At 30.8% G+C, this 17973-nt stretch carries 7 protein-coding genes; 1 reads left to right on the top strand and 6 read right to left on the bottom strand.

Translation table 11 applies throughout. The annotated features are described in order from the left end of the window. Positions 1–4: 4 nt before the first annotated feature. The 4 genes from AK212_RS02480 to AK212_RS02495 form a co-directional block, all read right to left on the bottom strand. Positions 5–5215 carry a DUF87 domain-containing protein gene (locus AK212_RS02480; RefSeq protein ID WP_053029012.1) on the bottom strand — a complete coding sequence of 1737 codons (5211 nt, stop codon included), beginning with the start codon at positions 5213–5215 and terminating at the stop codon, positions 5–7. Further along, positions 5196–6554 carry a DNA phosphorothioation-dependent restriction protein DptG gene (gene dptG / locus AK212_RS02485; protein WP_053029014.1) on the bottom strand — a complete coding sequence of 453 codons (1359 nt, stop codon included), beginning with the start codon at positions 6552–6554 and terminating at the stop codon, positions 5196–5198. Before dptG ends, AK212_RS02480 begins: the two co-directional genes overlap by 20 nt. After that, the gene (gene dptF, locus AK212_RS02490; protein WP_053029016.1) at positions 6554–8449 is read right to left on the bottom strand and encodes a DNA phosphorothioation-dependent restriction protein DptF; all 1896 of its coding nucleotides are present in this window, start codon (positions 8447–8449) and stop codon (positions 6554–6556) included. Before dptF ends, dptG begins: the two co-directional genes overlap by 1 nt. A gap of 289 nt (positions 8450–8738) precedes the next feature. Further along, the gene (locus tag AK212_RS02495) at positions 8739–11555 is read right to left on the bottom strand and encodes a YhgE/Pip domain-containing protein (RefSeq protein ID WP_053029018.1); all 2817 of its coding nucleotides are present in this window, start codon (positions 11553–11555) and stop codon (positions 8739–8741) included. Between the two features lie 209 nt (positions 11556–11764). Between AK212_RS02495 and AK212_RS02500 the strand changes: the two genes are divergently transcribed. Beyond that, entirely contained in the window at positions 11765–13891 is a 2127-nt protein-coding gene (locus tag AK212_RS02500; protein ID WP_053029020.1) for an amidase domain-containing protein, read from the top strand. A 660-nt stretch (positions 13892–14551) separates the two neighbouring features. Here the strand turns inward: AK212_RS02500 and AK212_RS02505 are convergent. Together AK212_RS02505 and AK212_RS02510 are read right to left on the bottom strand one after the other, a co-directional pair. Next, on the bottom strand, positions 14552–16090 hold the full coding sequence (locus AK212_RS02505; RefSeq protein WP_053029022.1) for a PTS transporter subunit EIIC: 1539 nt from the start codon (positions 16088–16090) through the stop codon (positions 14552–14554). A 271-nt stretch (positions 16091–16361) separates the two neighbouring features. Beyond that, a complete protein-coding gene (locus tag AK212_RS02510) occupies positions 16362–17936 on the bottom strand; it encodes a YfcC family protein (protein ID WP_053029023.1) in 1575 nt (524 codons plus the stop codon). Positions 17937–17973: the final 37 nt, after the last annotated feature.

Below are 17973 nucleotides of genomic sequence, written 5' to 3' on the forward strand. Positions count from 1 at the left end.
TTAATTATTCCCTATCTTCTAAAGAAGTTACTTCAACAATTTCTGTTTTTTTGACTAGTTCTCCATTAATGTTAGAAAAACCTATAACTAGACATTCTCCTTTATTTAATGATGATAAATCTTGTTCCATTTTTCTTTTTTCGTCATTATTTTTATTCTTACTAATAAAGGCGATTTGATCTTCCGGTGGGGCAAAGTGAACTTGCTCAGCGGCATTAAATAGTGCCGAAATATCTCCCCCGTTATTTTTTATAGAGCTGATAGACTGTGTAGCAAGCCATGAAGACCATCCAAATTTTCTACCCTCTTTTAAAATTTTAGTTGTAGGAGAACTTTCTTTATGATTCAAGTTCTGCATTTCATCTAATAAAACAGGGATAGGAACATTTTTACTTCCTTCTCGTTCGGTAAAATTATATAAATCCCATAGTAAGAATTCAGTTATCACTTTTTGAATACTTGCAACAAAACCTTTTAATTGCATAATAGTTACTTTACCTTCATTATTGAATATTTCTTTCCAAGTAAACTCATTGTTGTTATATGCAAACGGATCCTTATCTAATAATTTGTCAATTCTTCCAACTAAAGTATTAGCATTAGTAGTTTCTTGATCAATCAATCTTTGTTTTAATTTAGTGAAAGTAAAGTTTTCGCCATATATATCTAAACCACTTTTGATAGATTCTTTTAATAAACTACTTTGTTGGATACCAAGTTTAAATACGAAATCTATAATTTGAACTACTCTATCTGCTATATCATCATTTTCTTCTGGCACGGTAAAACCACCTAAGTCTATTTCATTTCTTTTAAAAGGATTTATCGGAAGCTTATCTCTAAAAATAAATTTAGTATTGAGATTATTTCCTAGTTTTCGTGTAAATTCCTCTTCTAATTGGTTGTTTAAGAAACCATCTGTGTAATCAACTACTAAACTATCAAGTTTATTTTTAGCCATTTCATATAGAAGACATTGCATAAAGTAAGTTTTACCTTGTCCAGATTTGCCGCTAATTAATATATGGCGATTAGGTAATTGTTTATGACCATACTCCCAATACACTTTTTCAGTACTACCTTTTGCATTTCCTAATAAAATTCTCACATTTTCTAAATCGTGATTTTCTTCAGTTCTTTCTATTTCCTCAATAACAGGAGGTTTATCTTCCCAATCATTAGTAGGAGGAATTTCCACTTTATTCGAATCATTGTTCACTTTATTTTCATCTTCAAGAGTGGAAGTTGGCACATCACTATTTTCATTAGTTAGATTATAATTTGTATGGGAAACTAGTAAATTTGCTAAATCAATCCCTCTTTGATTGTTTAATATTTCATGTTTAACAGTTTCATAGTCCTTTTCTGCGTCATTATACGCATCTAGTTCAGTTAAATGTAATTCATATACATTTTTCTCGCTGTCTTTAATTAATTTTCTGAAACTATTTTCTTGATTAAATAATACTGCTATTCCTATACCATACTCATCCTTTATCTTAGTAGAGAAAGTAATGTTACCGTTTAAAATTTCTGCTCTTTTCTCATAAATGTAGTGCATCTTTTCATCCACAATTACACCATTTTCAATAAATTTATTTAAATTACCAAAATATAAATTCAAGAAAAATTGTCTATAAAAATCTTGAGTTAAAACTTGAGAAGATGGAGTAATCAATTCTTTTTCCAGTACTTTAAACAAATGACTTATTTGTACTTTAGCTTTTTCAATCACATTAGTGTGATTAATACCGACTTTTACTTCAACTGGCATAAAATGGACATTTGCATTTTCTTCTTCCAATTCTAAGCCTATAAATAACAAGTCATCTGAAATAGAGCCACTATGATTAAGTTCCTTAGCCGAGAAAACATCTGAACTTGCATCCAGACCTTGTTGTCTACTCACTCGAAGTACTTCTTCCATAGAAATTGGAATCCAAGTTATTTTTTCATGGGCTAATATTGACAACACTTGTTTATATGCTGAAATAATACTTAATTTTTCTCTAATAGAATGATCTCCGTAATTTGATTTAGACCCTCTATTTCCTATAACTGATAAAAGCCATTCACCATTAAGGATATTGAAAGATCGGATAATATTATCAATATTTTGTGGAGTATAATCTACGTTAACTTTATTTAAAAATTCTTTAAGAATATTACTATATTGTTCTGTATCATTTGTTACAGTAATTGATTCATAATTAAACGATGAAGTTTGATCATTATAATGAATAACATACAAATCATAATCATTACTATTGAAATAAGATAAATCAACTGAAGGATCTATAAATGTTACCCAATTCGTATCGTTAAAAACACCATCAAGGTTTTGATTTTCAATACTAATAACATTATTAACGATTCCTTCATCCTTCTTATATGGATTTAATCGATAATTTTTATTATTAGAAACAAAACTATTCCACAATAATGCACTATAAATTAAATCGTTATTCTCTGATATACCTCTCGTACCAAATCCAGATAAATATGAATTACCTATTTTAGTATAGCTAATATTTGATAATAGACCTTTACTAGTAACAGAAGAGTAAATTTCTTTAAGATTACTCACACTAAACTTAGGTTCTTGATTAAAATTAAAAAACGTAATATGATAAACATTTTCTTCTTGCTTATTAACAAATATATTTATTTTAGATTTTATTGTTTCCAATATATCTTCTTCGTTAAATTTCTTTTTAATATTACTAGGAATTTTTATATTATATGCTTCTAATAATTCATCGCTGTCTTTAATGTTATATAAAGCATATATATTATCAATAATTTCAATAGCATCCATATATACATTTACTGGATTTAAATAATGAATTGATTTTATATCTTTCATTTGATCTAAAAGGTGTTCAATAGTTCCTTTAATAACTGTCTTATAATCTTTAACATCAATGTACCTTACTTTAAGTGCATAGTTCCTATTAATATCAAATAAATATTTAAAGTGTTGTTTATAGTTGTTCAAACGTGTTTTAATAATAAACTGCATTTTTTCTGAGCTCATTTTATTTGTAGTCTCAAAAGGTTTATATGTAATCCATCTGGCTCCACTTTCAGTATAGTTAGCGAAATAATAATTAGACTCTACATCTACAAAATATGGTAATAAGCCAATAGGATTATATTTTCTGAAAACTTTTTCACTTATTTCATCATCATTAAAACGTTCAGTTTTATTTAATTCATATCTTAATATTAGTGGATGTAATGAGGTGAAATATATATTATTATCATCGGTCACAGTACCTAATTCATGTACATTTAATATTTCTTTTTCAGTGATTTTTTCATTATCAGTTAAATTTTTCAATACTTCTTCTATAGTTTCACAATAATTAGAAACAGCTCTACTAATGTCCTCATCATAATACATTAAACTAGGAACTGTTTTTTTCTGAATTATTACCTCACACAATTGCTTATATGCTTTTTCTACTAAAGGCGGTAAACTTTTTGTTTCGCCAACTAGCTTGTTATCTTTAATAACTCCATTAGTAAAGTTGTTTTCAATCATTGATTTTTCAATTTGCGTTATGATTTTAAAATCATTAAATAGATAATATTCATTTGTATCTTGAATAGCTATATTATCTTTAACAATCATAGATTCTTTTTTCTCAAAAACCTTTTTTATTAAATTAGAACTTGAAACTGGAACCGGTTTATTTACAAATTCACTTAATCTAACTATATACTCAATATCATTGATTTTTAAATTAATATAAATATTATCAATATCAGCATTAACTAATGGACTGAAGTCTAAGTTTGAAATTTCATTCAAATCGTAAGTTTCTCCATTTTCAAACACTTTACTTAGATTATTATTTTCATCATTAATTGATAGTAAATTTTCGACATTATCTAAGATAAATTCAACCTTTTTCTTTTGAACATTATATTTCAACTTATACTTAGTTTTAAGATTTTCAATATTGGAACTATTAAAATTCACTAACAAAATCCTAAATTTAAAAGTTAAAGAAGTTGAATTATTATGTTTATATGTAAAATCAATAAAGTACTCATTTTCGTTTTTAATTTCACTAAGATCAATGACTAATTTACCTTTAGATTTAGATTTAAATTGTACTTTTGACGTCTCTTTTTTAGATAGGTTATATATTTTCGCTCTATTAGTATTAATAAAAGATGGATTAATGTCATCATGTTTGTCAAAAGGTAAGATTATAGTTTCTAAGTTTGAGAATTCTTTAAAGATAATTATATTTTTTTCTCTTGATTTAACCTTAGTTGTCCCAGAATTTTTATTCCATACTTCAATATTATTAAATTGATGATAAAATCCTTCATCATTAAACTCTATTTTCACCCTTTTTTCATTATCAACCGTCTCTTTACTTTTTCTAATTGGCTCGAATTCCGCTTCATACCAATTATCTTTTACTAATTTAGGAGGGGCACTGACACCGAATTTTTCTTCAATATCTTCTTTAATATTTCCTCTATCATGTATAACTGAAACAGTCTCAAATAAATCACTATTTTCAATAAGCCTATTTTTTATATCTTTTGTTGAATTTGAAAAACTCTTTAATTGTTTATCTTCAAAAAGCTCCAATTTTAAATAATCTTCTTTTTTAATTTCACCTTGTTGAATAATACTAAATACAGATTCAAAGTCTAGCAAAGTATATTTAACAAGTTCATCTGAGAATTTTCTTTCTATTACAAATTTTAAAATTTCGCTTTCATGTTTCTCTAAACTATGATTCTCCTTATTAACTATTTTATCTAAGTTTTGCTTTAGAGAATTAGTATGGAATGGTGCTCCTTTTTTAGATAAATCTAATGAGCCGCCTGTTATACTATCTAAGTCCTCTTTCATCAAGAAAATAACTACTGAATTTTCCCATTCTCCTTTTTGCAAAGATACTTTATTTCTTATAGTCACTAAAAAATCATTGGTAACGCCATCGTGCGCGAAAACAAAGATTACTTTTTTATCATTTATCATATAATAAATAGTTTCAAAGCTGAATTCATTTGATCTGAAGCTGTTAACTTTCTTATCCTTTGAATTTTCAATTGCTGTTTTTAAGCTACTTATTTCATCGTCATTATTTAATATCAAAAAGAACCTATCCCCTGCGTTTAAAGAAGTGCTATTTAAATAAGCTCTTAATTCTTTATCTAAAAAATTATAAAACTGGTTTGACATACTTTACCTCCCCACTATCACTTTTCTTATCAAGAATATTCATTTTCTCGTAGAAATTAACTACATCTTCTTTTGTATATCGATCAAAAAAGACTCCTCGTTTTTCAAACTCTACAAAAACTTCTTTAATTAATTTCTTTTCATCCTTAACAATTATTGAAGTTAATAATATTAATAAGTCGTTCCTGATTGTCAATGTTTTCCCTAAACTACCACGACTTTTTAGAAAATATAAGTCTCCAATTTCGTCTATTGATTTTGAATATCGCGAACTAGTAGCAGCATCTAAATCAGTGTATAACCATTTTTTGAAGACCTTTAAATTCTCCATGAAATCATCTGATATTTCGTCTTCCTTAGACAATTTTTCTTTATAAATCCTCATCATTTTAGCTAATTCATAGTTTATATTTTTTATCATATTATTATCAAAATTCAGTATCTCTGTTAATGAATAAAATTTATCGTCATTTTTTATATCCTTAATTATAATATTTAAATACCCTGTTAAATTGTCATTTGTTAAAGTATATTTTTTTCTCTCTTTAATATAATTAAATCCTTTTTTGTATGTAATCCTAGATGAGGATAACTTTTCACTATCTAATGTGAAATACAATGGCTCTAACTCTACTCCATTTTTAATTTTATTTAAATTATCAATATTGATAACTGTCTGTGTAATATACTGAAAATAATAAAAAGCAAAGAATTTATCTAAATTTTTTAAAGCAAAATCTTTATATTTCAATAAAAAATCTAAGTCTTCTTTTCGCGTAGTAAATAAATCATCTGGTAATGTGACAAAACTATTTTTTATTTCTTTAGTACCAATTTTTTTTATTGAATCAAAAAACATTTTTTCCATTAAATTATGAGATTTGGTTGTACTAATAAAGTTTTTCCAAGTTAAATTATTATTTAAATCAAAAGCTTTACTTATATATAAAGCTATATTGATTTCTCCTTTTTTATCAGAACCTTCACTTAATGGTTGAAAATTAAGTATCCTAGGATGATTAATTGAAGATATCTTATCAAAATCAAAGAGTCTTTTTAATAACATGTTTTTTTCATTTTCATCAAGATGTCCTACACTCTCCACATTTTCATAGATATTGCTGATATCATAGTCTTCATGATTATATTCAATTTTTAAACCTAAACTGTATCTAGCCATAGCCCCAATAATCGGCATGAATCCATTTTTAAATTTTGCTCTTTCGTTTTGTCGAGTAAAAAAAGGAAGTATATTATAATCAAAGCTTCTGTTATATTTAGGAGAACCTTCATCTAATTTTAAATGTTTTATTAATGCATTAGTACCGTTAAAATCCATCAGTCAACCTCCTCAAGTTGATAACCTAGAAAACCATCATGAATTATATATGTCTCGTTACTAGAAGGTAACTTAATAATTGTATTTTCATTGGATTCAAGATTATTTATTATACTATCTACAAATTCAGTAAACACTATTGCTTCAATTTTATCTTTTTCTTTAACAACGTAACCAGCTTCTATTTTTTCCAATAAATTAAATAGATTATAGTCCATTTCAATTTCAGCTATATATTCTTGAACCTTAAGTTGAACTATTAAATTATTTTTTTCATTTACACTCACTAAATGGACCTTAGGTTTAAACTCTAAACCAATTTGAATGCTTGTCTCAGGTTTTAGACTTTCATTGTATATATAATTTTTCTTCGGAGAACCTTTCCATCTATAAATTGCTAATATTACTTTATTTAAAATATCTTTTTTTAAAGCATTATTTGTATTTAAATCACTTATCATATTTATAAAACTTATAAAAGTAGTAGGTTCATATTCTGTATAGTCGAACAAATAGTGTAACCTTACTATCATTTCAAATCGTCGTTTATGATCTAAACCATCCAACAAATATAAATAACTCATCACCTTTTTATAATTATCTTCTCCAAAAAGTTGTTCGCACTTTGCTTGCAAATCGAGAGTATTAAATAATTCAATATTAAGTTTATCTAATTTAGCACTTTGGAATAACACTGGATCTTGAAAGTGCATTGAAGTTAATAACGAAGATTTACCGTTACTATTAAATAGCATGTTAACTAAAAATGAATCATTACTTCTTTGATTTACTTCTGGGACTATAATGTCATATAAAAAATTTAGTAATGCTCTAGTCGAGATGATTCTTTTATTTACTATTTGTGTTTTAATAATTAAATATTTGATAGTAGTTTGAACATTTTTATCTAACATTAATAAATAATTTTGATAAATCGGTTCTTTTCTATTAAAACCATCATCTTCAATAAAGGCTTTGTAAAAAGGATTACCCATATCTTCAGAAAAAATCTTATTAAAAATTGCATCATAAAATTCACTTTTAACTTCACTTTGTTCAATATCAAATACTTTTTCGTTTAAAAATGAAACTATTGAAATATTATCTAATCCAAAGTACAAATTGTTCATACCTTTATTTGAAAAAATATTACTTTGCTCAATAGTTTTTATAATTTCTAAGTTTATGTTATTCGCTCTCAAGTATTCGTTTAAATTATTGAGCATACCAACATTAATAGCTATTACTATCTTATTTATCTCATTTTTTTCAAACTGTGTTAATTTTTCTACCAGGGTTTCAATTGCTGTTTTATAAGGATTATTGCTTTCAGTAGCATCATTATATATAAATACATCTTTAAATAATTCAGGTTGATATTTATTTAAATATGATAGTAAATGTGACTTCCCATCACCTACAGAACCAACTAAAAAAATAATTCCTCTATCTTTACTTTTTAAATTCAACAAAGATTCTTTTAATTCATTTTCAATTTTTCTATGTACATGTAGATATTCATTAAATTTATTAAATTCTTCAGTATTAACTATTGATTCTCTTGAAGAGGTGCTTAAGTTATTCATCAAATCAATAAGATTGCTACTGGTAATATTACTTTGTTTTTCAATATAACTTTTCAAATGTTTTAAATACTCGTTTAACTTGATATAGCTATTTTCATCCCCATATTGTTGAACTTCTTTTAATTGATTTTTTATATTCCTTAATAGCTCATAAGTAGTATTGTCGACAAGTTGTTGTGTTCGTAGTTTAAATATATGAGAATTAAAAACATTAATATTAACTTTTTCTAGATTATAAATATCAAATGAGATATCTATCATTTTTAAGGTTTTAAAAAAATTATCTTTAATTATATTTTTTAGCTCCATATTATCCCCCCTAAGATTTTTGCATCACTATCATGATACCTAATAATATTACAAAAATATATAATTCAAACTATTTTTATAGTTTAAAATATTTATAACAATTATTTTTTTAGTTTCTCTCCACTTTTAAAAAAACATTTTTATAAAAAAATAGTTCTAGCATGATAACTTCATACTAAAACTATCTTTTATACTTCTTATTAAATTAATTCAATTTACTTATACACTTAGTTAAACAGATAATAAAATAACTTATTCAAGACCCTTTTTATTTTAGAGATACTATAGTCTATTCAGTAACTTTACTTTCATCTACACGTTTAGAAATTTTACGCATTACTGGATCTAACACTGGTTTGACTAAGATACCTAGAATAAAGAATCCTAATCCAAATAGTGCTAGGATAAGCATTTTTGTGATTAATATTTCCGGTACAATGCCACCTACTGTTTCACGTAATGAATCTATCACATATGTGAACGGTAAATATGGTGAAATGGTTTGGAAGAATTTAGGTGCTGTAACGACTGGGAAAGTACCCCCACCACCGGCAATTTGTAGTACTAATAAAATAATTGCGATTGCTTTACCTGGGTTACCAAGTAATGATACGCATGTATACACTATTGTGTTAAAGACAATCGCACCACATAATGCAACTAAGATAAATAGTATCGGTGATTCAACTTGTGCTTTCAAAATCACTAAGTCCCCAATGGTTACAATCAGTGTTTGAATGATTCCCATCATGATAAAGAATGCACCTTTACCTAAATAAATTTGACGTTTCGTCAATTCGTCTCTCAGTGATTCATGCTTATTATCTACAGACAGTAAACTTACTAATAGCAAGGCACCTACCCATATAGATAATGAGGTATAGAATGGTGTCATACCTGAACCATAATCTTTAACTGGGAAGACATCCACTTGTTTTTTATGAATTGGATTGGCGATCACATCTGCTTGTTTCTTCAAGTCATTCTTCAACGCATCAATGACTTTATCCACCGCATCGTCTTCGTCTAATTTCTTGAAGATTTTATTCGCTTTGTCTAAATCTTTTTCAATATCAGGCAAACGATTTTCAGAGAAATTCGCTAAGTTAGCTAATGCCTCTTTCGCACGTGGTTGATTTTGATTTAATAAATCAACTGCATTGTCATACTTATTAAACAATGTCGGTAAATTCGCATTTACAGTTGCTGTCGCATTAGCAAGTTGTTGCTCTAACTCAGGTAAATCATTACGAACAAAGTCTGCTGCATTCGCTACATCCGCTTTTACAGTCGGGAAGTAGTTCTGTGCCGTTTGCATCGCATTAATATATGTTTGTTCTAAAGCCGGCAATTCGCTTTGAATATTAGCAATGCGATTTTGCCCATCCGCTACAATATCTTGACCCGCAATGATAACACGATTAATTGTATTTAATTTAGATTGAACGTCTGATAGCGTATTCTGACCTTTATTTAACTCTTGTGTAATTTGATTAGATACGACTAACAAACGATTGTTTAAGTCATTTTTAATAAAGTCACGATAGTTACCTAACGCTTTATTTAAATCTGGTAATGAACGTAATACATTAACCGCTTCTGCTTTTCCTGAACTACCATTTTTCAAGGCATCAATCAGTTGATTCGTTGAACGCAATGTATCACTGATGCGATTATTTGCACTTTCTACTTGTTTAATTTGTGATGATAAATCGACATGTTCTCTTTTTTCTAATTCTTTTAATACGTCGATCAGTTGTTGGTTGTTTTTCGAGCTGTTTTCAAGACGTGTTTTTAAATTTCGTAACATCTCATTAAATTCAGTTGGTCGATTAGAACCGATGACGCCATAAGATATAGTTTTCAAGGCATTGATGTCTGACTGTGTCGCTTTCGCTTGAGTATCAGAATGACTAGAAAGTGTGAGTAACGCTTCTGCAAGCGCACTGTTCATCGACTTCACGTCTTTGTCTGACACAATTTGATTATCGTTGACTGTGTCTTGGCTACTATCCGTACTCAACTTCTGAACATCATAGTGCGGCAATCCCGATGTACTTTGTTGACGCAAGCTATTATTAGCTTGATTATTTACCTCTTGTGCACGATTGGCCGCTTCTTGGTAATCGCCTACACGTTGTTGCGCAGCTGTAAGATATCCTTGTGCATCGTTCAGACGTGAATGTGCTAAATCAAGCCCTTCACTAGCAATATCTACACCTCTATTAATTTTAGGGAACTGTGCTGGTATATCATTAGAAGCTACATTCAGCAATTTCTCAATATTTGGCATATATTCATTAAGTGCTAAGATGAGTTTTGCTTTCTCATTCAATGATGGTATGGCTGCATTCACATCATTCAGTTTTTGTTGTGCATCTAAAACATCACCTTTATAATTACCTAGCGCACGGAATTGATTAGCATATTTATCAAGCTCATCTTGATGATCATTCAAATATTCAATACGATCTGCAATTTTATTAATTTCTGGTAATGAATTATGTGCTGCATAAACTGCATTTTTAATCTTATTAATTGTAGGCACTTCATCTTCCAGTTGAATACCTACTTTATTCGCTTCTTGTAGTAACGCTTTTGTTACTGTCTCATTGAATTGTTTGTTTGCTTCGTCGACAATGACCGTTGAACCTGTATCTGTCATTTTCGGTGCAACCGCATTAATTTTCTGATTAACTTTATATTCAATATCTGCTTTTTGCGGTTTCTTTCTCAATGTCCCAGTAATTTGATGTGAGAATTCTTTCGGTATGTATATGCCGGCATAGTATTTCCCCATTTTGATTTCATGGTCTGCCTTTTCCCGGCTAACGAATTGCCAATCAAATTTATCATTCTTCTTAAGATTATTCTCAAGCGTATTACCCACGTTAATGTTCTTACCGCGAACTTTGTCGCCTCGGTCCTCGTTCACAACAGCGACTTTGATATGACCTGTATGACTATATGGATCCCACATGGCCCATAAGTTAAACCACGCATAAAAAGATGGTAATATTGCCAGACCAGCTAGTATGATCCAAACTGCTGGCGTCTTAGCCACACGTTTCAAGTCCGTTTTAAATAGTTTTAGTGCGTTTTTCATTTTCACACTCCTAAAAATGAAATATTAAGATTTTATCTCAAAATGATTTTAAGCATTGTTTTTTTCTTTATAGAGTTAGTATAATACTTTTATTGAGTAAAGTAGAAATTAGTTGATAGTGGTCAACTAAAAACCATAATAAGTATTATATCAAATTCTGATATATTCGCATACCACCATAATTTATTTGATAGGAGGCAAAACGCGTCATGTCGAAGCATAAATTTATCATCTATTTTTTAACTACAACGCTAGTATTACCAACATTTACAACTAGCATTGCCCATGCTGAAGACACACAAGCAAATGCTAAGACACAAGCATCCACTACATCAAAAGAAGCAACTTATGATACCGAAGATGTAGATGATAACCATACGAATGAAACGTCTGAATCAAATAGCAAACAATCAGATCGTCCCTCTTCAGAGACACCAACTAAAGAAGCGTCAAAGAAACATAATAATAAAGAACAAAATAAATCTACACATACGTCATCAGAAAAAAGGGATGAAGACAACAAAAACATATCTCGTAGTCATCAAACGCGTGATGAAGACAAACAGGACACTTACCGTACACCCCTTTCTCCTATTTTTGACGAAGCACAATCTAGCGGCTTGTTTTCATCTAACTTTTTAAATCCTGATTTATATCAAAATGGATTTAGTTTAACCAATTTAATTGCATCACTATTCCATTTCGACAGTGATATTTCAGATTATGAGCAACCCGCAAGTTCTAGTGAATCAACAGATGACGACCATATCACAGATGAACACGATGCCGACACAGCTCATCGTGACCATCAAGATGTGAAGCCAAACGATGAACAAACTAATCAAACAGACCATTCAACACAACAACAAGATGACACGGCGACGAACCAGCAATCAACAGCTAGTCAAAATAAAGATGATGCGAGCGTGAGCAAAGCATTAGATGCTATTGATGATTTCGTTTCTGATACCACAGATGATGACACAGATCATCAAGCAAGTCATGATGTAGATAACACTGACCGTCAACATGAATCTACTACGGATGATGCAAGTACTCGTACTAATGATGACGCTAATCATGCCTCATCTTCTGATAGTAAGTCTTTAACTGAATCCGCTTTAGATTCTGTACTGGATCAATACAGTGAAGATGCTAAAAAGACGCATCACAATTTCGAATCATCTAAAAAAGATAACACATCAAACACGTCTAAAGATGAACAAGATAATGATGATACGACGACATCTAATAATCCACAATTACCAACTAAAGACGAACTTGAACATAAGACAGCACCCGCACAATCATTTGAAGATGACTTTAAACAAAGCAACACACGTTCAACGAGTCTCTTCCAAACCTTACCTCAATTTAATGGTAATGAGGTAACTGACGGAGACATAGCAGTGGTTGAAAATAAAGGTACACGTGACTTTATTAAATCTATTGCTAAAGATGCACATCAAATTGGTCAAAACAAAGATATTTATGCCTCAGTTATGATTGCACAGGCTATTCTTGAGTCGAGTTCAGGTAATAGTGCTATAGCACAAGCGCCAAATTATAATTTATTCGGAATTAAGGGAAGTTACAAAGGACAATCTGTTAACTTTAATACTTTAGAAGCTGGCAGTGATCAAAGTATGTTTAGTATTAATGCCGGTTTCCGAAAATACCCAAATACGAAGGCATCATTGGAAGATTATGCTGATTTAATTAAACATGGTATTGATGGTAATGCCACAATCTATAAACCTACCTGGAAGAGTGAAGCTATAGATTATCGTGATGCAACACAACATTTGAGTCGTACATATGCTACGGATCCGAACTATGCTACTAAATTGAACAGTTTAATCAAGCACTATCACTTAACAGATTTTGATAAGAAAACAATGCCTGATTTAGATCAATATGCTAAACAAACATCGAGTGGCAAAGATACTTCAGGTCGTGGATTTAAATCATTCGAAGTGACGGATGCGTCTTCACCATATCCTCAAGGTCAATGTACTTGGTATGTATACGAACGTGTGCAACAATTTGGTAAGCAAGTCAGTGGTGACTGGGGCGATGCACATCATTGGGATAATCGCGCAGAACGTGATAACTATGATGTCAGTCAAACACCTTTAACTCATAGTGCCGTTGTCTTTGAGGCAGGACAAGCTGACGCCCATGACGTATATGGTCATGTTGCTTTCGTTGAAAAAGTAAACAGTGATGGCTCAATCGTCATTTCAGAGTCTAACGTTAAAGGTTTAGGCATCGTGTCATATCGCACTATTGATGCAAACACAGCTGAAACCTTACATTACATTGAACCAAAATAACGTTGCAATGGATGGAGTAATATTAAAGTAAAATAGGAAGAGGGACAGAATTCTTTTACAATTCGTTGTAACCCCAACTTGCTTAGCTTGTAAAATCACTTTCGTGATTTTTTGTGTTGGGGCCCCGCCCACCTCCGCAAGGATGACTAGAACTGAGAAAAGCTTAAATTAAGCGCCTTCTCGGTTCAGTCAGCTACTGCGAATTTGCAAAATAGCATCATCATATTATTTATGTCCCAGGCTCTTTTATTTACAATACTTATAAAGTAGCTCTTAGATAGATATTCACTCGTTTAAGTTGTTTCGCTTTCCTGTGGGAAAGGCTCTAAAGTAGTTCTTTGATTTTAATCATTAGAACTACTTACTTAAGTGTGTAAACACTTAAGTTCCTCAACCCCAGCACACAACGTCATTCGTAGTTCATCTTTAGAATTTCTTACATAAGTGCGCTAGCACTTATGTTCATTAATAATAAACATAGGAGTCTACACAACTACACTTCGTCATCTATCTTAGAACTATTTACGCAAGTGTGTGAGCACTTATGTTCATTTATGTGGTTGTCTCACTATTAGTCTTAAAGCAACTAAAAGGTAATTTCTATGCTATTTCAATAGAAATTACCTTTTCACTTATCTAAATATTTATAAGATCAATGTTTTAAGATTGTTGCTCTAATACTTCTTCGACTTCATTTTTAATAGTTGTAACATGTGGCCCATAGACAATTTGAGCGCCATTACCACGAATTATGACTCCCTTAGCATCTGTAGCCATTAAGGTATCTTTATTTAATAATGAGCCATCTTTTAAAGTTACTCTAAGTCTAGTAGCACAGCAGTCTACTTCTTCAATATTAGTAGCTCCACCTAAACCTTTAATAATAGTATCAGCACGTTCAGTAACTTCAACACTTTCAACTTGTGCTTTATCTTCTCGTCCAGGGGTTTTGGAATTAAATTTAACAATTAAAAATCTAAAAATAATGTAATATAAGCAGAACCAGACGATTCCGATTGGTATAACCCATAAGTAATTCGTTTTTGAATTACCTTGCAGTACACCGAATAGTATATAGTCTATGAATCCTCCACTAAATGTTTGTCCCACAGTAATATTAAATATGTCTGCCATCATAAATGCTAAACCATCTAAAAAAGCATGAATTAAATATAACACGGGTGCAACAAATAAAAATGAAAATTCTAATGGTTCAGTTATACCTGTTAAGAAAGAAGTCAATGCTGCTGATAGCATTAACCCGCCAACAACCTTTTTATGTTCTGGTTTAGCAGTGTGATAGATAGCTAATGCTGCACCACATAGTCCAAACATCATTGTTATAAATCGACCAGACATATATCTAGATATACCAGAGAAATAATGTGTGACGCTCGGATCGCCTAATTGAGCTAAAAAGATATTTTGTGTACCTCGTACCATATGTCCATTTACTTCTAATGAACCACCAAGTCCTGTTTGCCAAAATGGCAAGTAAAAAATATGGTGTAAACCGAATGGACCCAGTAAACGTAATATAAATCCAAAGAAGAAGGTTCCAATAGCTCCAGTCTTTTCAACTAATCCACCTGCATTAAAGATCCAACTTTGTACTGTTGGCCAAACAAAGAACATTATTACCCCTAAGAAAATTGAACTAACCGCTGTAATAATTGGAACAAAACGAGATCCACTAAAGAATCCTAAATAAGCAGGTAACTCTATTTTATTAAACTTGTTATGTAAATACGCTGTTAGAATTCCTGTTACGATACCGCCAAATACGCCCGTTTCAATGGTTTGGATACCTAATACCATACTTTGACCTTTTTGAGCTAATTCAGTTGTTTTAGCTAAATCGTCTGTAATTTGTAACATTCCATTCATAGTCGCGTTCATAATTAAAAAACCGATTAGTGCAGCTAAACCTGCTGTGCCTTTATCACTACGTGCTAATCCTATAGCTACACCAATAGCAAATATTACTGGTAAGTTCTGAAAGACAATATTTCCGGCTGAAGACATAAGTGTAAAAATATTTTGCAATAGTGTAATATCTAAAAATGGATATGCTTTAACAGTATTAGGGTTGCTCAACGCTCCTCCAATTCCGAGCAATAGGCCTACTGCGGGTAAAATAGCAATTGGTAGCATAAACGATTTCCCAAATTGTTGTGCTTTCTCAAATAGCTTATTCATTTAGATTATCTCCCTTAAAATATAATAACTTTAATTCGCATGACAACGCTTTCTTAAATAGAAATATAATACTAAAGAAAATTTTAATCAATATTATAATTAAAAATGAAAAATTTTTTCATAATTATGTCCATACTTTATACAAATATTTAAATCTACAAGCAATATATTCTTTAAAGAATGTTTATAAGACAGCTAATTAAAACTACCTAAAAAAACTACCAACAAAGTTAAAACTTTGTTGGCAGTATCTATTTTCATAATTCATTTATTAAGAGTAAATTAATACTTGAGTGATTAGCATGCCACCACCGAAGATGAATACGAAGGCAACGACTGGCCATACGAATTTCAACCAATGAGAGTACTTCATGTCTAACATTTGTAATGTTGCCATAATCAATCCTGTTGGTGCTAAGAAGAGCATTGCATATTGACCAAATTGATATGCTGTAACAATTACAAATCTAGGAATTCCTACTGTATCAGCAAGTGGTGCAAAGATTGGCATTGCGAGTACTGCTAATCCAGAAGATGATGGAATAATGAAACCTAGGAAGAAGAAGATAATCAACAATATTACAATGAAGATTGGTCCACTTACACCCTGTACAAGTGATGAACTGAAGTTCAAGATTGTATCTGAGATTAAGCCATCATTCATAATCATATTGATACCACGTGCTAAGCCAATGATAAGTGATACCCCTACCAAGCTTGATGCCCCTTCAACAAATGCATCGACGACGACTTTCTCGCCGAGTCCATCTTTACCTAATGCAACCATTAACATGATTACAATCGTAAATGCTAGGAACATTGAGGCCATGATTGGGAACCACCAACCTTGTGTCATAACGCCCCACACCATGATTGGGAATGGTAGAATGAATAAAATTAAAATGATTTTTTTGCGTAATGTAAATGGTTTTTCAGCACCATCATCGTTAATAACTGACCATTGTTTTTCGAATTTAGCTTTATCTTCATAAGTATATGATGCTTTTGGATCTTTTTTGATTTTTTTAGCGTACCAGTATAAATAACCTACTGTGAATATTGTAGCTACGATTAAGCCCGCGATTCTCCAGTATAAACCGTCAACGAATGTTGTACCCGCTGCATTTGATGCGATAACAACTGAGAATGGGTTAACAGTTGAGAATGTACTACCTACAGAACTCGCAAGGAAGATTGCCCCAACACATATGATTGAGTCATATCCCATTGCAATAAAGATTGGAACAAGTATTGGATAAAATGCTACCGCTTCTTCTTCAATACCACAAAGCGTACCGCCTAATACCATTAATACAGATACCATGAATACAAGTAAGAATTCATGACCTTTTGTTTTTTTAGTCAGTGCTAAGAGTCCTGATTCGAATGAACCACTCTTTTGTACAACACCAATCAGTCCACCTAATACGAGAATAAATACCATTACGTCTACGGCTTCAATCGTACCGTTGACCATACTTGATGTAATTTGGTCTGGTCCAGCAGGATTTTGATCTAATCGTTCATATGTTCCAGGAATTGAGATAGGTTTATTGATGGCACCTGATTTAAATTGGTCTACATCAATTTTTACACCTAATTTATCTAATTGCTCTTGTGTTCCAGGGACTGTTTTTGATTTATTATGCGCATCAACAATTTTGAATTCTTGCGCACCGCCATCATATGATAACTTAGAATAAGCACCAGCTGGTATGATCCACGTTGCCATAACCGCAATTACAGTTAAAATAAATAAAATAGTAAATGCGCCGGGCATCTTAAGCGAGAATCGTTTTTTCCGTCCTTTGCTGGTGCTGTTAGTTACGTCATTAGTATGTGTCATGCGTTTCAACCCCTTCAAGTATTTTCATCTATGAAAA

It is taken from the genome of Staphylococcus borealis (assembly GCF_001224225.1).
Taxonomy (GTDB): domain Bacteria; phylum Bacillota; class Bacilli; order Staphylococcales; family Staphylococcaceae; genus Staphylococcus; species Staphylococcus borealis.

Bases quoted from the DNA above. Each gene is read 5' to 3' on its own strand.
- AK212_RS02480 (WP_053029012.1), bottom strand. From the start codon at position 5,215: ATGTCAAACCAGTTTTATAATTTTTTAGATAAAGAATTAAGAGCTTAT.
- dptG (WP_053029014.1), bottom strand. From the start codon at position 6,554: ATGGATTTTAACGGTACTAATGCATTAATAAAACATTTAAAATTAGAT.
- dptF (WP_053029016.1), bottom strand. From the start codon at position 8,449: ATGGAGCTAAAAAATATAATTAAAGATAATTTTTTTAAAACCTTAAAA.
- AK212_RS02495 (WP_053029018.1), bottom strand. From the start codon at position 11,555: ATGAAAAACGCACTAAAACTATTTAAAACGGACTTGAAACGTGTGGCT.
- AK212_RS02500 (WP_053029020.1), top strand. From the start codon at position 11,765: ATGTCGAAGCATAAATTTATCATCTATTTTTTAACTACAACGCTAGTA.
- AK212_RS02505 (WP_053029022.1), bottom strand. From the start codon at position 16,090: ATGAATAAGCTATTTGAGAAAGCACAACAATTTGGGAAATCGTTTATG.
- AK212_RS02510 (WP_053029023.1), bottom strand. From the start codon at position 17,936: ATGACACATACTAATGACGTAACTAACAGCACCAGCAAAGGACGGAAA.